At 40.7% G+C, this 23,477-nt stretch carries 21 protein-coding genes; 9 read left to right on the top strand and 12 right to left on the bottom strand.

What is annotated here, in order from left to right; genetic code table 11:
- Nucleotides 1-21: 21 nt before the first annotated feature.
- Together R7Z47_RS17610 and eamB are read right to left on the bottom strand one after the other, a co-directional pair.
- Complete coding sequence (locus tag R7Z47_RS17610) at nucleotides 22-363, bottom strand: helix-turn-helix domain-containing protein (RefSeq protein ID WP_025768136.1); 342 nt, start codon at nucleotides 361-363, stop codon at nucleotides 22-24.
- 308 nt (nucleotides 364-671) lie between these two features.
- Entirely contained in the window at nucleotides 672-1,256 is a 585-nt protein-coding gene (gene eamB, locus R7Z47_RS17605) for a cysteine/O-acetylserine transporter (RefSeq protein WP_005388201.1), read from the bottom strand.
- 112 nt (nucleotides 1,257-1,368) lie between these two features.
- On the opposite strand from eamB, the gene R7Z47_RS17600 reads away from it, so the two are divergent.
- Nucleotides 1,369-2,268: a LysR family transcriptional regulator gene (locus tag R7Z47_RS17600; protein WP_005388203.1), complete on the top strand. Its 900-nt coding sequence runs from the start codon at nucleotides 1,369-1,371 to the stop codon at nucleotides 2,266-2,268.
- 426 nt (nucleotides 2,269-2,694) lie between these two features.
- Here the strand turns inward: R7Z47_RS17600 and R7Z47_RS17595 are convergent, their stop codons facing one another.
- The 4 genes from R7Z47_RS17595 to R7Z47_RS17580 all read right to left on the bottom strand — a co-directional run bounded on the left by R7Z47_RS17595 (nucleotide 2,695) and on the right by R7Z47_RS17580 (nucleotide 8,898).
- The gene (locus tag R7Z47_RS17595) at nucleotides 2,695-3,306 is read right to left on the bottom strand and encodes a hypothetical protein (RefSeq protein WP_262606988.1); all 612 of its coding nucleotides are present in this window, start codon (nucleotides 3,304-3,306) and stop codon (nucleotides 2,695-2,697) included.
- Between the two features lie 194 nt (nucleotides 3,307-3,500).
- Nucleotides 3,501-4,430, bottom strand: a complete 930-nt coding sequence (locus R7Z47_RS17590) for a LysR family transcriptional regulator (RefSeq protein WP_054579510.1) — start codon at nucleotides 4,428-4,430, stop codon at nucleotides 3,501-3,503.
- 145 nt (nucleotides 4,431-4,575) lie between these two features.
- Nucleotides 4,576-7,716 carry an efflux RND transporter permease subunit gene (locus R7Z47_RS17585; RefSeq protein WP_054579511.1) on the bottom strand — a complete coding sequence of 1,047 codons (3,141 nt, stop codon included), beginning with the start codon at nucleotides 7,714-7,716 and terminating at the stop codon, nucleotides 4,576-4,578.
- Between the two features lie 12 nt (nucleotides 7,717-7,728).
- Nucleotides 7,729-8,898, bottom strand: coding sequence for an efflux RND transporter periplasmic adaptor subunit (locus R7Z47_RS17580; protein ID WP_054579512.1), 1,170 nt, complete (start codon nucleotides 8,896-8,898; stop codon nucleotides 7,729-7,731).
- Nucleotides 8,899-9,276: 378 nt separating this feature from the next.
- Here R7Z47_RS17580 and R7Z47_RS17575 point away from each other — a divergent pair, with 378 nt between their 5' ends.
- Nucleotides 9,277-10,200: a LysR family transcriptional regulator gene (locus tag R7Z47_RS17575; protein WP_017821684.1), complete on the top strand. Its 924-nt coding sequence runs from the start codon at nucleotides 9,277-9,279 to the stop codon at nucleotides 10,198-10,200.
- Between the two features lie 140 nt (nucleotides 10,201-10,340).
- Entirely contained in the window at nucleotides 10,341-11,315 is a 975-nt protein-coding gene (locus R7Z47_RS17570; protein WP_033906143.1) for a porin, read from the top strand.
- Between the two features lie 610 nt (nucleotides 11,316-11,925).
- Here the strand turns inward: R7Z47_RS17570 and R7Z47_RS17565 are convergent.
- The gene (locus R7Z47_RS17565) at nucleotides 11,926-12,270 is read right to left on the bottom strand and encodes a DUF3316 domain-containing protein (RefSeq protein ID WP_031781266.1); all 345 of its coding nucleotides are present in this window, start codon (nucleotides 12,268-12,270) and stop codon (nucleotides 11,926-11,928) included.
- Nucleotides 12,271-12,731: 461 nt separating this feature from the next.
- On the opposite strand from R7Z47_RS17565, the gene R7Z47_RS17560 reads away from it, so the two are divergent.
- The 4 genes from R7Z47_RS17560 to R7Z47_RS17545 all read left to right on the top strand — a co-directional run bounded on the left by R7Z47_RS17560 (nucleotide 12,732) and on the right by R7Z47_RS17545 (nucleotide 16,531).
- Nucleotides 12,732-13,520 carry a transporter substrate-binding domain-containing protein gene (locus R7Z47_RS17560; RefSeq protein ID WP_005377324.1) on the top strand — a complete coding sequence of 263 codons (789 nt, stop codon included), beginning with the start codon at nucleotides 12,732-12,734 and terminating at the stop codon, nucleotides 13,518-13,520.
- 135 nt (nucleotides 13,521-13,655) lie between these two features.
- Nucleotides 13,656-14,603 carry an amino acid ABC transporter permease gene (locus R7Z47_RS17555; RefSeq protein ID WP_005377325.1) on the top strand — a complete coding sequence of 316 codons (948 nt, stop codon included), beginning with the start codon at nucleotides 13,656-13,658 and terminating at the stop codon, nucleotides 14,601-14,603.
- A 14-nt stretch (nucleotides 14,604-14,617) separates the two neighbouring features.
- The gene (locus R7Z47_RS17550) at nucleotides 14,618-15,352 is read left to right on the top strand and encodes an amino acid ABC transporter ATP-binding protein (protein ID WP_005377326.1); all 735 of its coding nucleotides are present in this window, start codon (nucleotides 14,618-14,620) and stop codon (nucleotides 15,350-15,352) included.
- 276 nt (nucleotides 15,353-15,628) lie between these two features.
- On the top strand, nucleotides 15,629-16,531 hold the full coding sequence (locus R7Z47_RS17545) for a homocysteine S-methyltransferase family protein (protein ID WP_005388906.1): 903 nt from the start codon (nucleotides 15,629-15,631) through the stop codon (nucleotides 16,529-16,531).
- 147 nt (nucleotides 16,532-16,678) lie between these two features.
- Here R7Z47_RS17545 and R7Z47_RS17540 read toward each other — a convergent pair whose 3' ends face one another.
- Nucleotides 16,679-17,671, bottom strand: a complete 993-nt coding sequence (locus R7Z47_RS17540; protein WP_005388905.1) for a zinc-binding dehydrogenase — start codon at nucleotides 17,669-17,671, stop codon at nucleotides 16,679-16,681.
- Nucleotides 17,672-18,016: 345 nt separating this feature from the next.
- On the opposite strand from R7Z47_RS17540, the gene R7Z47_RS17535 reads away from it, so the two are divergent.
- Entirely contained in the window at nucleotides 18,017-19,090 is a 1,074-nt protein-coding gene (locus R7Z47_RS17535; RefSeq protein WP_245398179.1) for a permease, read from the top strand.
- 98 nt (nucleotides 19,091-19,188) lie between these two features.
- Here the strand turns inward: R7Z47_RS17535 and R7Z47_RS17530 are convergent, their stop codons facing one another.
- Together R7Z47_RS17530 and R7Z47_RS17525 are read right to left on the bottom strand one after the other, a co-directional pair.
- Nucleotides 19,189-19,950, bottom strand: coding sequence for a transporter substrate-binding domain-containing protein (locus tag R7Z47_RS17530; RefSeq protein WP_086046774.1), 762 nt, complete (start codon nucleotides 19,948-19,950; stop codon nucleotides 19,189-19,191).
- Between the two features lie 120 nt (nucleotides 19,951-20,070).
- Nucleotides 20,071-20,589: a cysteine hydrolase family protein gene (locus tag R7Z47_RS17525; protein ID WP_054577005.1), complete on the bottom strand. Its 519-nt coding sequence runs from the start codon at nucleotides 20,587-20,589 to the stop codon at nucleotides 20,071-20,073.
- A gap of 120 nt (nucleotides 20,590-20,709) precedes the next feature.
- On the opposite strand from R7Z47_RS17525, the gene R7Z47_RS17520 reads away from it, so the two are divergent.
- Nucleotides 20,710-21,621: a GlxA family transcriptional regulator gene (locus R7Z47_RS17520; protein ID WP_054579521.1), complete on the top strand. Its 912-nt coding sequence runs from the start codon at nucleotides 20,710-20,712 to the stop codon at nucleotides 21,619-21,621.
- 202 nt (nucleotides 21,622-21,823) lie between these two features.
- On the opposite strand, the gene R7Z47_RS17515 is transcribed toward R7Z47_RS17520, so the two are convergent.
- Both R7Z47_RS17515 and R7Z47_RS17510 read right to left on the bottom strand, forming a co-directional pair.
- Entirely contained in the window at nucleotides 21,824-22,873 is a 1,050-nt protein-coding gene (locus tag R7Z47_RS17515; protein ID WP_005388897.1) for an alcohol dehydrogenase family protein, read from the bottom strand.
- On the bottom strand, nucleotides 22,870-23,391 hold the full coding sequence (locus R7Z47_RS17510) for a TetR/AcrR family transcriptional regulator (RefSeq protein WP_031781264.1): 522 nt from the start codon (nucleotides 23,389-23,391) through the stop codon (nucleotides 22,870-22,872). Before R7Z47_RS17510 ends, R7Z47_RS17515 begins: the two co-directional genes overlap by 4 nt.
- Nucleotides 23,392-23,477 lie beyond the last annotated feature (86 nt).

The raw sequence follows: 23,477 nt of genomic DNA, 5'->3' as shown, positions 1-23,477 counted from the left end.
TTCTTAGGCGTTTAATCCCAATTACGTACTCGACTTGTTCGTAGCGATTGCGTCCGCAATCAACTGGGCTGTGCTCTCAAGCACTCTTTGCTTGTCATCATTTGACAGCTTGTGGAGATTCACAGCAAGTTCAGCGGTGATTTCATCTTCACAAAAAAAATAGTTTAGAGGTACGTTTAGCTCATCTGCGATAAGTTTGAGCGTTTTTACGTCGGGAGTATGGCGCTCCCTTTCGTATTGGTTCATCCTTGCACTTGCAGAACTATCATCCATGCCGATACGGATGCCCAGTGCTTTTTGGGACAGATTCGCTTGTTTACGCGCATGCTTAAGGCGGGCTGGGAGTGGGTTATTAAACAACACTTAAAGTTCATACGAAGGACTTGGATGACTAAGATTATCTTAGTTTTTCTGATTTGTGTATACTAAGTAATGCTTAGTTATTGCCGAGGTCGCCAAGGCCGTGTCTGTATAACTAAAAAAGATTTCGCATCTTTAGGTTGATTAAGTGACGTTGAATCTACTTCTTCAAAAACTGCCGTATGAAGGAGTGGGAGGAGCGAGTAAGGGCACGAGAAACCGCAGCGATTTGTAGAGCAGAATTTGCTCTTCACATAAACGTAGTCGTCTAAGTTGAAGAGCAATATTGTTCTTGATGATCAACTATATACTTAAGTAAATAACTGTGTCGCACAATAGATCAGAGCTGCTGCTAAGCTCATATTGATGACTTTGCCATATCTCTGGAATTGCGATTGAAGTAGCTTTCCTGCAACGGCCCAAACTACGTTGCTAAGAAGTGCGATCAAAGCAAGAATGAGGCTAGTCGCTAAGATCCAGTAGATATTCTGAGTGTGGGGCAGTACGAACGTAGAAATAGAGGTAATTCCATAAAGAATGATTTTCACATTAACGAACTGCAAACCGAAACCTGTTAAGAAACTGATACCTTTAGAATTATCCGATGAAGTTTTGATCTCACTCGTAGCAAGCCCCCAAGCCAACCAAACAATATAAGCTGCTCCAATCCATGTTAGCCAAGGTGTAATCACGGGCAAGAGGCTGATCATGTTATACGTGAAAGCGCCACAAAGTAGCATCAAAACAACATAGCCACAAAACATCCCCGAAATCACTTTTGTTGAGCGTTTTAGTCCATATTGCGTCGCGATGCTGAGCGATAAAATGTTGTTTGGCCCTGGTGTAATTGAAGTAATGATTACGTAAGTAAAAAATGCGGTGTAGATGGCGGTCATCTCTATCTCTCCTGTTTTTACTGCACTATACTTCGCTACAATTGATTAAAAAATTGAATAAATTAAAACTTAGACTTTTAATTTATTGAACTGTTGGTTGTGGAGTCTAGTCATGAATCTAAAACGCTTTCTTACTTTTAAAGCTATTGTTGAAGAAGGATCGTTTCTAAAAGCGTCACAGAAGCTTTATTGCACGCAATCAACCGTCACCTTTCAAATCAAGCAGTTGGAACAAGATCTGTCTCTGCAGCTGTTCGAAAAAATAGGGCGTAAGATGGTTTTGACTCAAGCAGGAGAAAAGATACTGCCTTACGTCTATGAACTGGCGCGAGTGATGGAAAATATTGAGGGAACAGCACAGCAAGAAAACTCGGAGCCGACCGGTGAATTGAAAGTGCTGATTGCTGAGACTCAACTTGCTTATAAGATGGCTAATGTTTTAAAAGAGTTCAGGATCAGAGCGCCCAATGTCCGACTCTCTCTGCAATCACAAAATTGCTATCAGATTCGAGATGAGTTGATAGCGGATAAAGCTGATTTAGGTGTGTTTTATCGAGTCGGTAATGACGATACGCTCAAGGTCCACGAGTTTGAGCAGGAGCCACTGGTATTGGTTGCTTCACCGCTTTTAAAAGGGCTAGATTTAAAGAAGAGAGAGCAACATATTGATTTAGGGTTTATAAGCAATGGCCCTAAGTGCCTTTTTCGACAGATGTTTGAGAGCATTATTCAAGAGCGTGATATTAGCATCGACAACATGATCGAACTTAGCAGTATTAATACGATCAAAAATTGCGTTGAGAGTAATATTGGTATCTCTTACTTACCTCGTTTTACGGTTGAAAAAGAGTTGCAAGAGGGCAGTTTACAAGAGCTTGAGTTCACCGAATTTTCACAGATGATCAAGCCACTCTGCGCTTATCATGCTGGGAAGTGTGTGACGCCGGCGATGGAAGTCTTTATTGATTGTATGCGTAACGAGTATGAACGGTTTTCTACTCAGAGTCGGTGATCTTTAATATGTTCTATCTGACATAGTTTCGTTTTTACTCCTTTTTATTTTTTAAGTGACCACTTCTAATTTATTGATTTTTTTTGCTTTGTTGTGAATCCGACTGTTGTGGGATGATAAATGGGATCTGATGTGAAGAGCTATTTATTGACGGAAAGAGATAAGATATCAAAACGACGGCGTGTGATAACTAGATTAGATAAGGTTACATAATTAACAGTGTAATAAATGCCATTCTTTATGGATTATTTTCAACGAGACTTAATTGTTACGGTTCGTTATTATTAACTCGTTAACGCATCCATTGCTAGGAAGTTAACTTACGCATATTGTTTTTTTCATCATTTGCAGCAAATATAATTTGCTGCTTTTTTTTAACCAAAAAGTTCAAAGCTTGAACTACAAGCTCTGAACTCTTATTTATACTTAGTGATTTTCTACTTTAATAAGTAAAACACCGTTTAAAAGTATCGCGTAACCTAGTAACTCTAAGCTTTCTTCAACCAAGTTTTTCACATCTCTATTGTATGAGTTCCCCATGAACTCGACCCAAAAATCACCATACCCTGCAAAGCGTGAGAATAAGAAAACAATGAAAAATCCAATTGTTAATGTCGTGAAGCTAGAATGAGAAATGAAAAGTTTTACCTCATTTTTTATGTTAACTATATTATTAAAACAAAAATAACAGACTGAGACTATTATAATCCAAGCAGGATACTTCCATGAACCGTGAGGGAAATACTGCTCTATGTGGTAGTCCATTTCTCTAACGAATATAACCATAAAAAATGAAGAAATTATTACTAATATGTGTTTGAGTTCAAGATATTCCTTAGATTTATACAAACACATTAACGATGAAAAAAGCACAAATGCTATTTGAGTCATTTCTATAAGAGAGTTCTCCGATGTGCTTTTGTCCATTTGTACGCTAAAATAAATCGTTGCTAACGTATAAATAACCAAAAAAATAAGATAAGATATTTTATATACTAACAAACTAGTGACCGAGGTGTGTTTTTCTTTAATATACATCGTAACTCGTATAGGTGATGGATTTGTTAGTATTATAAATCAAGAATTTTTTATATTTAGTGAATTAAGCGCCATTTAGAATGGAACTTAATTCACCTAACATTAAACTTCGATGAATATTAAACATTCCTGGTTTAATTTATTGATTTTATTTTATTTTTTATTTTCTGCTAATTTTGGTTAAATAGAATCACTTAGCTTTTATTGAAATGCTTTTCCCATACTGGTGGTATGCCAATTTCTTCTTGAACGATATCAATGAATGCCCTAACCAATGGTGATTGCTGACGGTGTGAGTACATGGCATAAATATCACCAAAATCTTGAGTTTCATATTCTGGTAAAAGTTGAACTAAATTAGAAGACTCTAGGTTGTTAGGAAGCATAAATTGACCTATGAGTGCTGCGCCCAGACCTGACTTTACGCTTTCAATTATTAGCTCAGCTTCATTGACCATGTATGATCCTGATATTGGGTATGTATCTAAACCATCTGATTTTTCTTTGTCGTAGAATTTAAGTTTATCGACAATAAAATTACCATTTGAATAAATAATAAAAGGTAGCTTAACTAACTCATCAGGCGTTTCTGGGTTACCATGTTTTTCAATTAAATTTCGAGAAGCAATGATTGCAGTCGTATTTTTTGCTAATTTTCTTGCTACCATTGATGAATCCCTCATAGGTCCGATTCGAAAAGCAATATCAAAATTACTTCTAATCACGTCTACATGAAGATCATCTAGCATTAGTTCAACACTTGCTTTTGGGTACTTATGTAAAAACTTCTCTATCGAAGGTTGTAGATAGAGTTTTCCAAATAATGTTGAGCTTGAAATTCGTACTTTCCCTGAAGGCTCAGTCTGAAAGTTCTCCGCTATTTGTTGAGTATCATCAAGGAGTTGAGATATTTGGTCTGCTTTTTCAACTATTTGCTTGCCGACTTGTGTTAATGAAAGAGAGCGAGTTGTTCTGTTTAATAGCCTAACGCCTAAGTGCTCTTCTAACTGCTTGATATGTTTAGATAAAACAGAGCGGTCGATATTCATCCCATCTGCTGCTTTTGCAAAAGATCCAGCTTTAGAGACTTCTAAAAGCAGGTGTAGTTTATTTGCTAAATCCACAATGTTTATCCAAGTTAGATATTAGCGTATTAGTTTCATGTATAACTACTGCTCTGTCTAGAAATTATTAATATACTTAATAACCAAAAGAAAAGGGAGCAATAGCTCCCTTTATTATGAATTTAAATGAGTATTTATATTATGGTTATAGTGTTTGACGTTTTTTGTTTCGACTCACTAACATGTAGAAAACAGGTGTGAGTAGTAATCCAAATACCGTTACGCCTACCATACCCGAGAATACGGCAATACCCATTGCTTGTCGCATTTCCGCTCCGGCCCCTGTACCAATCATTAATGGAATAACACCAGCGGTAAATGCAATTGATGTCATTAGAATCGGTCGAAGACGTAAACGACATGCTTCCAAAATCGCTGATAAGGTATCTTGGCCATTGTCTTTAAGTTCTTTAGCGAACTCCACCATCAAGATGGCATTTTTACACGCTAGAGCCACAAGGACAATCAAAGCAATTTGTGTGAATATATTGTTGTCACCACCAATGAACCAAACACCTGCTAGTGCAGAAAAAATGGTCATAGGAACGATCAAAATGATAGCGAATGGCAGTTTTAAACTCTCGTACTGCGAAGCTAGCACCATGAAAACTAACAAAACAACAAGTGGGAATATATACACCATCGTGTTACCAGCCAAAATCTGCTGGTAGGTTACATCAGTCCATTCATAAACCATTCCCTCTGCTAGGTTTTGATCCAGTACTTCCTCAATAGCCGTTTGGGCTTGATCTGAACTGTAACCAAAAGCAGGACTGCCGTTTAGTTCTGCACTAGGGTAGCCGTTATAGTGCATCACGCGGTCAGGCCCAATCGTGGGTATGATCTCCAGTACAGCGCCGAGAGGAACCATTTGTCCGGCAGCATTTCTTACTTTGTAGTTAAGTATTTGGTCAGGTTCGAGACGATAGTTCATGTCTGCCTGGGCATTCACTTTGTATGTTCTACCAAACATATTGAAGTCATTGACGTATAATGATCCTAAATAAACTTGAAGCGCATCAAAAACCTGCTCTAGAGGAACACCTTGCAGCATCGCTTGTTCACGGTCTATTTGGATGTCCATCTGCGGCACTTGTATACGAAATGTGGAATATAATCCCATCAGCTCGGGTCTTGTTGATGCCTCACTTATTACCAAGTTCAATTGCTTGAAGAGCTCATCAAACCCCTTGTTCGCACGGTCTTCGATTTGAAGCTTAAAGCCGCCAGTTGAGCCAAGTCCTTGGATTGGTGGTGGTGGAAAAATCGCAACGAAGGCTTCATCAATGATTGAAAAGCTCTTATTCAAAGATGCAACAATCGCATTTGCTCCGAGAGCTGGATCATTTCGTTTATCGAAGTCCTCAAGCGTAACAAAAACGATGCCACTATTCGGACTGTTAGTAAAACCATTAACCGATAAGCCTGGGAAAGAAATCGTTTGTGCTACGCCAGGTGTTGCCAGCGCGAGGTTTTCCATTTCTTTAATAACGGACTCTGTTCTATCTAAACTTGCTGCATCTGGAAGTTGGGCGATCGCAACTAAATACTGCTTATCTTGTTGAGGAATGAATCCACCAGGAACCGCTTTGAATAGAGAAACCGTTCCCCCGAGTAACGCAATGTATACCACCACAACAACAAGGCTAAAACGAATCAGCTTCTTGACCAGAGCTTGATATTGGTTCGAGCTATACTCAAAAATTCTATTGAATGGCGCAAAAACATACTTACCAAAAACCGCATCCAATAGCTTGGTTAGCCGATCGGGTTTTGCGTTCTTATCTTGTAATAGCAGTGCTGATAAAGCAGGCGATAACGTCAACGAGTTAATTGCTGAAATAATCGTCGAGATCGTAATTGTTAGTGCGAACTGCTTATAAAACTGACCGGATAACCCTGTAATAAAGGTCGTCGGGATGAACACCGCACATAATACTAAAGCAATTGCAATAATTGGCCCGGTAACTTCGGTCATTGCTTGTTTCGTTGCTTCTAGTGGTGCAAGACCATTATGGATGTTCCGTTCCACGTTTTCGACGACGACAATGGCGTCATCGACGACGATGCCTATGGCGAGAACAAGCCCAAACAACGAAAGCGTGTTAATCGATACTCCAAGCATTTGCATTACGGCGAACGTACCGATTAATGAAACAGGCACCGCAATGATAGGGATGATAGACGCGCGCCATGTTTGCAAAAACAAAATGACTACGACAACAACAAGTACAATTGCCTCTAGCAGAGTATGAACCACCGCGTCTATCGAACCACGAACAAAGACGGTCGGGTCGTAGGCTATTTCATATGAAACTCCAGCTGGAAAGGCTGTTTGTAAACGGTCCATGGTTGAACGAACCTGATTAGATAGCTCAATAGCATTAGCACCAGGGCGCTGGAATACGGGCATCGCCACCGCTGGTTTACCATTTAACAAGGCGCGCAGTGCATAAGAGTTTTGACCTAGCTCTACGCGTGCAACGTCTTTAAGACGTGTCAAAGCCCCTGTTTCGTCAACTTTTACTACAATGTCGTTGAATTCATCAATATTCTCCAAACGGCCCTTTACGTTCAACAAAACTTGGAATTGGTTTTCATTAGCGGCTGGTTGCGCACCTAATGAGCCTGCTGCCACCTGTTGGTTTTGAGATCGGACGGCTGAGACAACGTCCATTACGGTTAGATTTCTAGAAGCGAGCTCATCTGGATTTAACCACAAGCGCATTGAGTACTCATCACCACCGAAAAGGCGCACATCACCAACGCCTCCGAGCCGAGCTATCTCATCTTTCAAGTTTAAATTAGCGTAGTTAGCTAAATAACTGACTTCACGGCTAGAATCTGGAGAATATATATGCACAACCATAGTGAGATCAGGAGAGGCTTTTTCGGCAACAACTCCTAACCGTTGGACTGCTTCTGGTAATCGGGGCAAAGCTGTAGTGACGCGGTTTTGAATTTGAACCTGAGCTTTGTCCAAGTCCGTACCTAAAGCAAAGGTTACGGTCAATGTCATTCTGCCGTCACTGGTTGCCTGCGAAAACATATATAACATGTTTTCTGTACCATTAATTTCTTGCTCCAGAGGCGTAGCAACTGTTTCTGCGATTACTTTTGGGTTCGCACCAGGATAGTTTGCTGTAACTACCACTGTAGGAGGGACAACCTCTGGATATTCACTCACAGGCAACTGTAAAAGTGAAATTGCGCCTACTATTAATATCAATAGCGATAACATAGAGGCAAATATGGGTCTTTGAATAAAAAAGTGTGCAAATTTCATTCGGTTGTCTTCTTAGTCTTGAGCTAAACGTTTGTTTGGCAACGATGTTGAGTTTGAAGCCATAATCAATGAAGTGTTGCTAATATCTAGCGTGACATTTTTTGGTGTGATTTTGCTATTTGGGCCAACTTTTGCTGGGCCATTTACCGCAATAACTGAGTCGGCGTTCAAGCCATTCTCGATGGCACGAAATGTTCCGTAACGTTCGCCTAAGGTTACGATGCTGTATTGCAACGTATTCTCTTCATTGAGTGTTAATACAAAGCGGTTTTCTAGATCTGTGCCAATAGAACGCTCTGGAACGAGAACTCGTTCAACTGGTTTGGTTGTTGATATCTGAACTCGGCCAAACGATCCCACTTTTAAGTTTGATTTTGTTGCATCGAATACCGCTCGAACCTGCAAAGTACCGGTGTTTTCGTTGATGGAGTTGTCGACAAAGTCAACGCGTCCAAAAAACTCCTGCCCATTTTGTCCAGATAGTTCAAGACGAGTAGGTAAGTTAGAGTCGGCATTGATTGTCGAGAAGTAACGGTTCCAAGTTCGCTCATCGACATCAAAGTATGCATATACCTGATCGTTAGAGACAATGTTTGATATAACGCTTTGATTTGCGTTTACATTGTTTCCTTTAGTAATGAATGCTCTTGAAATAGTGCCGCTAATAGGGGCATATATCTTCGTAAACTCAAGATCTAACTTTGCGGATTCTAACTGAGCACGCAAAGCCATTAGTTCTGCAGAGCGTTGCTTTACTGCGGTATCTCGGGCCTCTGCTTGTTCCGCTGAGATGGCTTTTCGCTTAACCAGTTGAGCGGCTCTCTTTTGTTCGTTTGCTGCTTGCTCTAGCGCAGCTCGAGCACTCTTAACTTGCGCTTCAAGTCGTGAGACCTGAGCTTTGAAGGTTCGATCATCAAGAGTGACAAGTAAGTCGCCTTTGTTGACACTCTGTCCGTCTTTGAACTCTACCGTTTCAATAACTCCGGAAACGCGTGGCATTAAAGAAACTTTCTCTGGTGCTTGAAGCCTTGTTGTAAAGGTGAACCACGATTGAACGGGCTCATAGATGACTTTGGAGACGTCTATCGTAGGTAAGGGAGTATTAGGTTGTTTGGTTATCTCTTCGTCTGCACAAGCAGCTAAAACGGATAAAAGGCCAATGCCGAAAACTTTCTTTAACATTTGTCGCGCCCTAAATGATTCTGTTCATACTAAAAGGAACGGCATTGTATTCATTGTACCTATGGGTAAATAGGCCCTCAGCGAACATAGAGTAGTGATAAAAATGCACGATTAAATATTGGTCAAAATGCTCGCTTTTTGGTTTGAAAAAGGTCAGTTTAGGGTTTTCAAGACGTGGAGTATTGTTAAATGTAATAAGCCATAATAGATAGGAATAACTAAACAGAAGCTAAAGATAGCGACGAAAATTAAAGCTTTTTTAATTCGTGCATTATTTGCAATTCACTGATGCAATTTGAACCATAAAAAATTGAAATTAATTTTGTAAAATCCATTTCCCATCACATAAAGAATAAAAACTAAATAAGGAATTGTGCAGTGGATCTCGCAAGCCAACTTGAATTACTACTGGATGTCTCTGAATACGGAACTTTTGCTAAGGCTGCTGACAGAAATCATATAGATCGTTCAGCTTTGTCAAAACAGATCAAAAAGCTAGAGGATGAATTGGGCTTACGGCTGTTAAACCGTTCCACGCGTTCGCTATCCCTGACCAATGCAGGTGTTGAGATGGTGGCGCAAGCCAAGAAAGTAAGAGAGGTTCTAACCGAAACTCGTAGTATTGCTGCTACATTTCAGGATGAACCGAAGGGTAACTTGAAAATATCAAGCTCCACTTTCTTTGGCAGAGCATACTTAAATCAGGCAGTTAAAGAGTTTATAAAACAGTACCCAAACATTACTGTAGAGCTGCTGCTCGATGATAATCGAGTCGATGTTATCCACGAAGGTTTTGATGTTGTGTTTCGTATCGGACCAATCCGAGAGTCCAACATGATAGTACGTAAGTTGGCAAGCAATAATATGGCACTGGTTGCATCGAAGAGTTTTATTGACAAGTATGGAACCCCGAGCTCTCCAGAAGAGCTTATAAAAATGCCAGCAGTAATATACTCTAATGCTAACTTTAAGGCGGATAAGCTACGTATAGCGCCAAGCCAGTCATCAAGCGACGTTAGAACGTATAATATCAACGGGCAGTACTTCGTGAATGAAACTGAGTTAATGCTCGATGCCGTAAAATCTGATCTAGGGTATGCTTTAATAGGGCAGTTCTTTCTTCAGGAGAGTTTGAGTAAACAAGATCTTGTACAGTTGCTTCCTGATTATAATCTTCCCGCAATAGGGGAAATATATGCAATGTATACTCACCGAAATCAACAACCATTAGCCAAACTGTTCATTGATACTGTTCAAAAAATAATAGGAACGCCTCCTGTTTGGATGGATTATCTCGACTAATATGAGTACTAGGACATAATGTTTTAGATTGAGGGCTTGTTTATATTTATCCATAGAATATGGTTGAATTTGCACTTTAAAAATAATTGCCACTGTTCATAATTTCACTCGATTCAAACAACACAAGTAGTGGTAATTAAATGAAAATGACAAGAACGTCGATCGCAATCGCAGCACTTTTTTCTGCAAGTGCTGCAAATTCAGCCGTAGTTTATGAAGATCAAGAATCAGTATTAAATATTCATGGCCGAGCGCAAGGGATGTATTATTTCTCTGATGATAAAAATGCAGACGGAGATAATAGCTACATTCGTGTAGGACTTGCAGGTGAGTCTAAAATAAATGAAGATCTTTATGCCTTCGGCTTATATGAGTTGGAATTTAAGTCTAATCGCAGAGATGCTGATGGGATTGAAGATGATGAATTTGATATCCGAAAAGGCTATGTAGGAGTTGGTGCAGATTACGGAACAGTAAGTTATGGACGTCAATACGGTGCGGTCACTTTAGTATCTGACTACACGGATATTTTCCCGGAGTTTGGTAATGAAGCTGCTGGCGTAAGTGCGGATCTATATGGTACCGGTCGCTCCGATTCAGTATTTAAGCTAACGACAAGCTATGAAGGTTTGAATATTCATGTTAGCTATCAGGCTGAAAACGATGAAGTGTCAACAGATGCAGCCTCTTATGGTGCGGCGGCGGACTACAAGTTGCCATATGGCTTCAAAGTTGCGCTTGGTTACAACGAAGGTGAAGGGCAATCGGGTGCAGAAGATGCAGAGCTGCTAACGGGTGCTATTGCATTTGAATACGACAAGTTTTATGCCTCTGTTTTATACAGTGATGGTGAAAACTGGGCTAAAGATGGTTCTGAAAGTAATATTGATTACACCGGTATTGAAGCAGTTGCCACTTATGAAGTAACAGATAAGCTTTGGGCACTAGTTGGCTATAACAATCTAGAGCGTGATGATGAAGATGTCGTCGATTACTACTCACTAGGTGCAGAGTACGATTTGACTTCTAATTTTAAAGCACTAGCAGAATACAGAATTACAGATGTAGACAATGAAGACGATATTCTTGCAATAGCTGCGAGATATTCATTCTAAAAAATTAATAAATATAAAAAGCCTGAAACTATTTTCAGGCTTTTTTATTTATCGGTGTAATTTTATAAGTGCTGATTTTCATCCATATATAATGGATTATATTGATCGTTACTTGTTAAAGTGTTTTGGATATAATTGTTTTGTTAGCTAGTCCACTGCTAGTTTTCATTTTCATATTTTTTTGATGATGATTTTTTTCTTTGGCAACAAGAAGTGTCTTGTTGCCTTTTTTTATTTTCACGCTTTATGGTTAATTAAAACAAAAAGAGTTTTTTATATATTGCTATAAACGAGAAAAATATAACGACAATTGTCAATCTTAGGTTGAGTTAATCTTCATAAAAAAGTGAACTCAATTTCAAGGGTCTTTTTCATTTAAGTGATGTGGAATCCATATGGCGAACCAAGCGAATGACAAAGCGCCAAACGACGAAATGTATCTCAATGAAGATTGGAAAAATGATTTTTATGTAAAACGATAGAGGTAGGGATTGATACTGTTTACGTAAGGAGAGAGCGATTTATGAAAAGCAGTCGTTTCAATGTGATTAGACACCTTTACTTTCTTAAAATAGGAAGGGCTCTAAGAAAGTAAAGGTGCAGATGATTTTTAGTTTTTACCGCCGTCACTTGTTCTGAAGTGATAATCGAAGTTTATGATTGCACGATATTTAACTTCATCACGGTTAAGTGCGTATTCTTCAACTCTCACCTTACTATCATCGATTGCAATATCACGAGGGAAACCGCTTCCAATGATGTTTAGACGATTTCTAAGTTCATGTTTTGATAGAGTTTGGTATTCATCGACAAGATCAAACGCAGAGCTATAAGCGGCATCTTTTGTCATAAAGTCATTGAGAACAACTTTGTTTGTAGAGTGTTCGACATGAATACCAGCAGTAGCAGATAAACTGAATAATAATAGTGATGAGAGCGTCATTAGTTTTTTCATATAGTCACCTTTTTATTTGTATTACAAAGTCAAGATGTCCAACGAATCCTTGTTAATATCTCTCGACAAAGGTGATAGTGCCATTATAGAAATGTGCTGTACATCACATTTGTGACCATTGACTATGGAAGAATTGTCAACAATAAAACTCAAGCACTTTTGACATTACGGTCAATCTGAAAAAGCGAATATCTGTATGGTTTCGTTAATAATTAAACCACTCTCGGAAACGCTGACTATTCAGTCAAAGCGTATGTTTCTTGTCGTTATAGTGACCTGCCTACAACTTAATCACTTAATGCATGCAATTCAATTGCAATGGCTTGGTATAGATTTTCATTCAGATCTTCCAGCTTAGTAACGATCCTAAAAATTCTAGTGATTAAAAAGTCATTGTTTGTGGTTTTTTATTCTATTGTCGTGTATAAAAAAACTTTACAACAAATGATAAAGGAATATCCATGAAAAAGTTATTGTGTTTTGCTGCACTGGGGTTAGCTGTTTCGACGACGGTTAATGCAGACCCAATTTTAGACGACATCAAAAGTACAGGGGAGCTAAAAGTCTGCTTTGATTCTGGGTATATGCCTTTTGAAATGACAGCAAAAAATGGGCAGTACATCGGGTTTGATATCGATTTGGGTAAGCAAATGGCGCGTGCCATGGATGTTAAGTTTGTTCCGGTAAACACTTCATGGGATGGCATTATCCCAACACTGTTGACTGGTAAGTGTCACATGATTATGGGCGGGATGACTATCACACCTATGCGAAATACTCAGGTGAATTTCGCTGATCCCTATGTGGTTATTGGCCAATCCATTCTCGTAGATCTCAAACATGAAGGTAAAGTGTCTAGTTACCGTGATCTCAATAGTCCAGAATATGTTGTTGCAACTAAGCTTGGGACAACGGGTGAGCAAGCGGTAAAACGATACCTTCCGAAAGCTAAGATAAATCTATACGAAACTCAGTCTGAAGCGGTACTTGAGGTTGCCAACGGAAAGGTAGATGCGTTTGTTTATGACTTTCCTTACAACTCTATTTATGTGGCGGAAAACAAAGGGCAGTTAATGCACTTGGCTAAACCGTTTACTTACGAGCCTTTGGGTTGGGCTGTGCCGCAAGGAAATCCAGATACGCTTAACTTCTTAAACAACTATTTACGTCAAATTAAGGGCGATGGAACTTACGATCGCATTTACGATAAGTGGTTTAACGACGATAAATGGTTAAAGCAAGTTAAGTAATCATTTTGTTATTGTAGAGGAGCGGCTAGCTTCTGGCTCGGTTCATCGCCAACCAAACGGTTCGCGCTGTGAAGCTAACGCTTTTCTTTATTCAAATACCCAACCAACTTTAATCAAAGTCATTCTCGGAATCACATGCAAAATAACTTTAAATCCCTATTGTGGAACGCTGTTTTTGTTCTTGTTTTGCTATCAATTTGCGGTCTTGTCTATCTGTCAGGTAAGCGAATCGATTACAGCTGGAATTGGGAGCGTGTCCTTCCTTATATTGCCACTAACGCTGCTTCATCCATTACCGCGCCTGTCGATGGGAACATCATTCTCGACGAGAATAACCAACTGGCTCTGGAGAGTATTCATGGTGATATTGTTCTTGAACTAAGCCAATATAAGTCTGTGGACGTCTATGAAGGTGATCTTATTTTTGAAGGAGATACCTTAGCAACTATAAAAGAGTGGCGCTCTGGCCCAATTTTAGATGGTGTTGTGACGACCATTAAAATCTCACTCTGGTCACTTATCATTGCTCTAGCGTTAGGCTTAGTTGTTGGACTAATGCGCATATCCAGCAATCCGGCATTAAAAAAGCTGGCGCTTGTTTATGTCGAGGTCATTCGTGGAACGCCTCTTTTAGTACAGATTTTTATCGTTTACTTCTTTATTGGTACTGTGCTTGACCTTGAGCGTTTTACTGCGGGAGTGATAGCGCTCTCCGTGTTTACCGCCGCTTATGTCGCAGAAATTGTGCGGTCAGGAATCCAGTCAATCCCAAGAGGACAAATGGAAGCGGCGCGTTCACTAGGAATGAATTATCCCAAAGCGATGATTTATGTCATTTTACCTCAAGCGTTTAAGCAGACATTACCTCCCTTAGCCGGGCAGTTTATCAACCTGATAAAAGATTCCTCACTTGTCTCCGTGATTTCGATTACTGATCTGACAAAAGCGGGCAGGGAAGTCGTAAGTGGTAGTTTTGCCCCATTTGAAGTTTGGTTTACCGTAGCGGCCCTTTATTTGCTTCTGACTAGTACCTTATCTTGGGCAATACAAACGTTAGAAAAGAAATTGGCAGCAAGTGATTAATGGTGGAGTCATTAATGGAATACATTATTTCAGCAAAAACAATTAATAAAATTTACCCTAATGGCTGCCATGCGCTCAAGGACGTATCGGTAAATGTAGAAAAAGGGGAAGTGATTGTCATCGTAGGACCGTCAGGTTCTGGTAAGTCAACATTCTTACGGACGATTAATCAATTAGAGACAATAAATAGTGGGTCTATAATCGTAGATGGTATCGATATGTACCACAAATCTACGGATATCAATAAACTACGCGCTGATGTGGGCATGGTATTTCAAGGCTTCAACCTTTTTCCACATAAAACGGCGATAGAGAACGTCATGTTGGCACCTTTAAAGGTTTCTAAACGTGACCCTGAATCGGTGAAGAAAGAAGCAAAAGATTTGCTTTATAAAGTTGGTCTGTCGGAGAGAATGGATAATTATCCTAATCATTTATCAGGCGGACAGCAGCAGCGCGTCGCAATCGCTCGTGCGTTAGCAATGAAGCCCAACATTATGTTGTTTGATGAACCCACATCAGCACTAGACCCTGAAATGGTTGGAGAAGTTCTTGATGTGATGAAAGATTTGGCCAAGGACGGAATGACCATGGTCGTGGTTACTCATGAAATGGGTTTCGCAAAAGAGGTCGCTGATAGGGTGTTGTTTATGGAAGATGGTGAGCTTTTGGTTTCTGACTCTCCTGAGCGATTTTTTGATAACCCCTCCAATCCTAGATTACAGAAGTTTTTATCTAAGGTCTTATAATAAAAAGAAAATTTGATTGAGGGTTAGTCCCTCAATCACTTCATGCACTATTGTGGCTCGTAACGCCCGCCTCGCCGAGAGACATAGATAATGGGCTTTTTACTCGAAGTTAATGGCGATAACATTATCTTGGTCCGAATGAAAGGTCTGGTAAATACTAGAGTGTTTAATCAGCCATTAAGTTTTTGTTCACTTTAAACATAACAATTTCATTTTGAATTGATAAAAATTGTGTTTGAATAGAGCTTATGGATGTTTGGCGGTATGGATGTCTAAATGAAGAAAGTAACAATTTTAGATGGTGGCATGGGGCGAGAGTTAAAACGTATTGGCGCCCCTTTTTCTCAGCCGCTTTGGAGTGCACAAGCGCTAATTGAATCACCACAACATGTAAAAATGGCCCATGAGAATTTCATAGACGCTGGCGCTGAGATTATCACTGTTAACAGTTATGCATGTGTTCCATTTCACTTAGGAGAGGAACTCTATGCGAAGCGAGGGACTGAATTAGCAAAATCTGCTGCTAAAATTGCCAGAGATGTAGTCACCAGCTCTAACGATAGAGTGCTCGTTGCGGGTTCTCTTCCTCCTGTAATGGGGTCTTACAGGCCTGAATTATTCGAGCCGAAAAGGGCACTGGAAGTGGCTTCTGAGTTATTTGAAGCTCAAGATCAATATGTTGATATTTGGTTAGCTGAGACCGTGTCTAGCCTCGCTGAAGTTGAAGTTCTATCAATAATTTTAGCCAAAACAGATAAGCCCAATTATATTGCTTTCACCTTAATGGATGAGCCTAACTCTTTGGCTCGTCTTCGCTCAGGGGAATCTCTTAAAGTCGCGGTTAATACGCTGTTGAAAACAAATGTTTCAGGTATCTTTTTCAATTGCTCTATTCCTGAAGTTGTCGAGCAAGCGATCATAGATACACAAGCAGTATTGAGTGAGTCAGGTAGAGAATTGACGATAGGTGTTTTCGCAAATAGCTTTGCTCCGATAAAGCAAGCGCACCAAGCCAACGAGACCATTCAGGAAGTTCGTCATTTCTCTCCGACTGAATATCTTGAGTATGCTAAAAAGTGGCATGCGCAGGGAGCAAGCATTATTGGTGGTTGCTGTGGGATTGAACCACGTCATATTAAATTGCTAGCGACTTGGAGAGACACTCTCGAAAACGCCTAATTTTGGTGAAGCGCAGGGAAGTATGGCAAGAGGTTTTGTTTTTCATTCATCGTTATAGACAAAATAAAGGTCTTTCATATCTGGCAAAGTAACAAGATGCTTTAACTTGCTCATTACTTTGCCAGTTTGCCTCGAGATCTTTATTAATTATTTTTGGTTCAGATTAACGACAATCTTTCCAACTGTTCTCTGATTTCGCATGTCCAAGAGTGCGTTACCTACATCCTCTAAGCCGATGACCTTCAGTTTCGGTACTTCCAATTCTCCATTTTCTAATAGCTCAGACACTTCCTTTCCGGCATTAACGATACTTGCAAACCCTCTCTCGCCAAAGACATGACCAGAGCCCAAACTTATTTGGTGGAAGCCCAAGCCTTTTAAGAAGGCATCTGGATATTGAGAAGGGTCGACAGTCTTGACGAGCTCCACCATTTCTCCCTCAAAGGTTAACACCGAGGCTGCAATTCGGTCGTTATCACCGCCTACACAATCGAGTGCAACCTCAACGCCATGATTTCCGGTAATGTCCATTACTCGCTGAACTACATCTTCATGATGATAATCAATCATATGGGTTGCTCCTAACGAGGACAAATATGCGTGATTAGCTTCTGAACTAGTAGCAATGATCTGTTCAACACCAAATGTCTTTGCTAACTGAATAGCAAAGCCTCCAACGCCGCCAGCACCTCCGGCGATAAAAATGCTGCTTCGATTTGAAATATCGAGCTTGTCTACCAAAGCGCGATATGCTGTCCAGGCTGCGCAAGGTGTGGATGCTGCCACTTCAACTGAAACCTGAGGGTGCTTTATGAGCGTTCTTGAATCATGGATAGCAAATTCAGCGAATCCACCGTGATGGCGTCTCATGTTTCCGTGATACAACACCTTATCGCCAACCTTCCAATCAACGACCGCATCGCCTACAGAGACTATTTCTCCTGATACGTCTAACCCGCCAACAAAATTGTTATCCATGTTAGTGACCATGTCTGACCAATAATGAATTTTTGCATCGACAGGGTTCAAACCAACAGCGTTAACTTTAACCAATACATCAAATTGGGTTTCTAGTTTTGGTGTAGGTAATTCGGATAAAGAGAAAGTATCGTTATCTCGTTGGTAAGTTATCGCTCTCATAGGTTTCCTTATTATTAAGAATGGTCGAAAGTCATACTAGCTCAGAGCGTGGTGCTGCAATAATTATCGTTTTTTCTTATTTTGATAATTTTAGGTTATGTTTGATAAAAAGGATTCGAGATGCTCTGAAATTATCATCGACAACCAGTCTGCATAGCTAACGACATGTAACTTTATGATAAGTAATGACTAGTTTTATTATTCCATTTTTATGGAAATATTTTGTTGATCTTTTGTTTTGCGATTCTATAATTCCAGAAGTGTCGAAATAAAGGCTTGTCTATCAGGTAAGCTTGTTAGCGAAAAATGACGAGGAGAGTAAATGTGAATACAGAAATTATAACTATGGCTAAAGAAGCGCTGGATATGTTTGCGTTTCTAGCAACCGAACTTATCATCTTATTTCTGGCAATTAGCTACATTGTCGGTGTGTTGCAAGATTTTCTAACGCCAGAAAAAATTCAATCTATTCTCAGCTCGAAAAAGGGTAAAGGTTACTTCATTGCTGCGTTGCTAGGTTCGATTACGCCTTTCTGTTCGTGTTCGACCATTCCTTTCTTAAAAGGCTTGTTGCGTGCAAGAGCTGGTTTTGGACCTATGATGGTGTTCTTATTTGCAAGCCCGTTGCTTAACCCAGTGATTATTGGTTTGTTTGTGGTGACTTTTGGTTGGAAAGTTGCGGTATTTTACTTTGCTATCGCGATGTCAGTATCAGTGGTAGCAGGCTATGTACTTGAAAAACTAGGGTTTGAACGTTACGTCAAACCAGAAGCATATCAAGCGGTAGGTTCTTCTTCGTGCGGTACTTCTTGTGGCGATTCAAGCAAGAAAAAAGAAGAAGCGAGACCAGCATCAAGCTGTGATACCAGCGCCTGCAATGAACCTACGCCAGTTGCGGCGAAAACATCTTGTTGTGGTGATGCACCAAAACCTGAACCTAAAGTGGAAGTGTCTTGCTGTTCATCTGGCGGTAGTGCAACAGCGACAGTCGTGGAAGAGAAAGAGCCTAGCCGCTGGGTACGTATTTGGCAATCAACTTGGAAAGACTTTAAGCAAGTGTTCCCTTATCTCATGATGGGCATTGCGATTGGTTCATTTATCTATGGCTTCATCCCGACGGAGTTCATTGCGGAGTTCGCTGGTGAAGCGAAGTGGTACGCGATTCCGGTCGCAGCAATCATTGGTATTCCATTGTACATCCGTGCAGAGGCGGTCATTCCACTTAGCGCGGCACTAGTACAAAAAGGTATGGCTCTTGGATCTGTTATGGCGCTTATTATTGGTAGTGCTGGCGCAAGTCTTACAGAAGTGATTTTGTTGAAATCAATTTTTAAGAACCAAATGATCGCTGCCTTCCTAATCGTTATCTTAACGATGGCCATGGGAGCCGGTTACTTATATAGCTGGGCTTTTTTATAAAAATAACCCTCGGGCGATTGCTCGAGGGCTCTGTTTTTGTCGCCATATAGGGAAAGGGAAGTTTCCTATACCGCGCAGACTATAAAAAAATAACGAGGTTACTCGTAAATACTATAGGAGAAATACTTGCTGGCGATGGTTTTATGCTTACCGCTCTGGATCAATTTTTGTATTCCGCTATCGAGTAATGCTTTTAATTCTTTGTCTTGTTTTCTCACTGCTACGCCAATGCCACGGCCGAACCACTTTTCCTCTGTAAACGCTGGTCCAGTAAAGTGATAGCCTTTACCTTGTGCAGTTTCAAGAAAACCAGCACTTAAACCGATTGAGCCGCCAAATACAGCATCTAACCGTCCATTGAGTAGATCGGTAAATGCCTCATCGAACGTACCATAACGACGAATATCAATATCTGGATACAAGGCAGAAAGGTACTTATCACCAATTGTGGCTCTTTGAACTCCAATAGATAAACGATTTAGGCTGCCGTCATCCATGTTGATTTCTCTATCATTTTTCATTACAAAACGAGTCGGTACTTTTGCATAAGGGACGGTGAAATCGACTTTCTTTTCTCGTTCTTCTGTGATTGTCATTGCAGCAATAATCGCATCGTTCTTGCGACTAAGGAGAGAAGGGATGATGCCATCCCAATCCATTTTTGAGATAACGCACTTTACTTCTAACTCTTTGCATAACGCGTTAGCGAGGTCGACTTCAAACCCTTCTAGCTTTCCCTCTTTTGTCGTCCAGCTAAATGGGGGGTAAGCCCCTTCAACAGTGAAGCGAATTTGTTTCCACTCTTTCGCATGGCTGAAAACTGAAAATAAGCTAATAAACAATACGACTATCCATTTCATAAACGTTTCCTTGTAACTATTTGGAAACCAATGTTTAACACAAAGTAAGCAAATATCAATGGAAGTGCATATATGTGTGACCTTTCGCCCGCATTGTGTGAGCGAAAGGTTTTGCGTGTATTACAGCTTATCTTCAATAGTTACGAGGGGAACTCTCGTTGAGACAGCGTGAAGTGCAATGTTGTGAATCATTTCATCGACCGTGGTACAGCTATCCATTAAGATAGAAACATCATACTTGTCCGCAGATTTTGAAATAGCAGTATGTGTCACGCAGTTTTGTGTCATCATTCCGCATACAAGTAACTCCGTTACATTTTTGCTTGCCAATACTTCTTCTAAACGTGTTCCTTCAAAGCTATCTGCGAAGTGCTTTACCACGATTTCGGAATTCGGCGCTAAAGCAAGAACTTCTGGGTGAATATTGGCACCGTCGCTGCCTTCATTGAAGAATGGGGCAATACCCATGTCAGGATCTGCAATATGCTGAATATGAATCACAGGAATGTTTTGCTCATTGGCTTTAGTTATTGCTCTCTTAACATTGTCTAAAGTTGATTCTGTATTCCATAAAGGAAACTTTCCTTCTGGGAAATAGTCGTTTTGCAAATCAATTACAAGTAGGGCTTTTTGAGTCATTTTCTTTTCCTTTTATTCAGGATCATTGCGGTACGAATAATATAAAGACTTTTAGCTACCTTCTTTAGAGTCTAAAATGACACAAAAGAGTCAAAAAGCGACACTTGAAGATAATTGAAAATGAAAATAGCACTCGTTAATTACCCAGATAGCTCGCAAGCCTCCGTATATGGTTTAAGCGAACTCTTCGAGATGGCAAACCGTGCGGCGGCTAAATTGGGCGTTGATGTGCACTTTGAAGTAGAGATATTGGATCACTGGTCAAACACGCACTTCGATGTGAAAACAGCGGTAATGATTCCGCCTAGCGGCACTGGTCAATATTACTTAGAACCAGAGCCAGAGCTACTCGACTGGTTAAATGTCCAATATAGTAAAGGTGCGATTTTAGCCTCCGCCTGCGCTGGTACTTTTATTCTTGCTCAAACCCAGTTGTTGACCAATAAGTCTTGTACGACACACTGGGGCTTGGCTCCTTCATTAGCGAGTCAGTTTCCCGATATCCACGTAAGACAAGAAGCCATCCTTATTAACGAAGGAACGATCATTACGGCTGGGGGTATGATGTCATGGGTGGATTTAGGTTTGGAGTTGGTTTCCTTATTTGCGTCACCGGCAGTAATGCGCCTGTTAGGAAAAATGTTGGTTATTGATACTGGTCCGAGAGAGCAACGCTTTTATCAACAGTTTACCCCAAACTTCCAACATGGTGATGAGGTAATTGTTCAACTACAGCACTATATAAACGATCATTATCAAGGAAAACTGAGCAATAAAGAGCTTGCAGAGTTGAGTTGTTTAACAGAAAGGACATTGCAGCGACGCTTTAAAAAGGCGACAGGTTTCAATGTTAACCAATACATACAAAGCTTAAGAGTCCAAAAAGCTTGTGATTTACTTGAGTCGACAACCCTAACATTTGACGCAATATCATTTAGAGTGGGTTACCAAGATGTGAGCGCGTTCAGGAAAATATTTAATAGGATCGTAGGTTTAACACCAAAGTCGTTCAGATCTCGGTTCTGTTCATAAACGCCAGAAGTAAGATAATGTTGGTATTAAACATTTATAACTCAGAAACAAACACATATTTTTACAAGCTGGCTTAGCGTGATGAAAAGGGATAACAAGCTAAGCCAACCGTAGCGCACTCCTAATTACTGAACATTTTGTAGAATGCTTAAAGGGTTCTCAAATTACAATGACTTGTATAGGTCTTTGTTAATCACAAAAGCTATGTGATTTCCAAAACCAGTTTCCCAATATGTTGCTTGCGTGAAAATACTTCTTGCGCTTGACCTATCTGGTTCAAGGGAAATGACTCCGCGACTAAGGGACGAATTGCGTTCTGTTCGATATAGCGAACCAAGTTACCGAATACTTCTGGTGCCAAAACGGTACAACCAAATAACGCTAGGTCTTTAAGGTAAAGAGTTCTTACATCCAGCTCGACAATTGGGCCGCCTATGGCGCCGGAAACAGCGTATCTTGATCCTGGCTTTAGTACCTGAAGAAATTGTGGCCACTGCTCTCCTGCGACCAAATCAATCACTACGTCAACGCTGTTTTCTCCGAGAGTCGCTGTTAAATTTGCATCGCGAGGGATAACTTGGTTTGCTCCTAATGCCGTGATCTGTTCTTTCTTTTCTGGGCTGGCGATAGCAATGACGTATGCTCCACGCGCCTTCGCCAGTTGGATTGCGGCAGAGCCAACACCACCGGATGCCCCTGAAATCAGTACGGTATCACTCGCTGTGACATTAGAGCGGACAAGCATGTTCTCGGCAGTTGAATAAGAACAAGGGAAGGAGGCCAAATCGATATCCGATAAACTACTATTCACAGCAAATGCATGTTTACTGTCAACAACAGTGAACTGAGCAAAGCCACCATCACATTCTGAACCGAAGTACCAAGGCGAGCTAAGTGCTTGACTGTTGAAGCGCGTAATACATGGTTCGATAAGCACACGCTGACCGATTCGTGATGGGCAGATATTCTCACCAACAGCGACGATGGTACCGCATACATCGGCACCTTGGATTCGAGGGAGAGATAGCGCGTCTCCTGACCAACTTGCATCCATGCTATTGGCGTCGTTTTTAGAATACCATGCTGTTCGGGTATTGATGTCGGTGTTATTGACTCCGGCGGCGGCAACTTGGATCAATACATCATCAGGCGAGGGGACTGGCACAGGTAGATCATCGCGGTAACGAAGCATATCTGGCCCACCATGACCGATAAGTTGGACGCCTTTCATGACTTTCGGGATTGTGGTCATTTATTGTTCTCCTTCATTAGTTCTAGCAGAGTGTGTTCAGCGGATGCAAAGGCAGCGTGACCGAGAACCGGCCATGCGTTGGATAGACCTTCATGTAACAAGAAGAGTGTGGTTGCGAGGTCTTCTCGCTGACTTAGTTGGCCCATAAGCTGACGGACCGCCAATTTGTGTTGTTTTACTGCTTGATTAATCGATAGATTTTCTGGATAGGCTGCTAATGCATTGATGGACATGCAGCCATTCGGTGCAAACTCCTTCATCCAATCCTCGAGGCGAGTGAATAGGTGTAATACAGCCGGTGTTCCATTGGCAGGGGCGTCTTCGAGCAAAAAACTCAAATACCTTTGATGGCGATGCTCGAGAGCTGCAACAATCATCGCTTCCTTGGAGGGGTAGTATTTGTACAGGGTTCTCAGGCTGACTTCGCAGGCGTTTTTGAGTCGGGGCACACTCGGCTCGGCGAAGCCATACTGACTGAATGCTTTTTCTAGGCTTGCTGCGATTTTTTCTTTCACTATTTGATACACCAGGTAGAACGTTTGTTTTACCTAAGGGTAGAATAAACTTTCTACCTCAGTCAATGGTGTATTTAAACTCTGTATTG

Source organism: Vibrio sp. 1641 (genome assembly GCF_033339995.1).
Lineage (GTDB): Bacteria > Pseudomonadota > Gammaproteobacteria > Enterobacterales > Vibrionaceae > Vibrio > Vibrio alginolyticus.
Note: the sequence above shows the minus strand (reverse complement) of the source record. Positions and strands in the feature narration are given on the sequence as shown.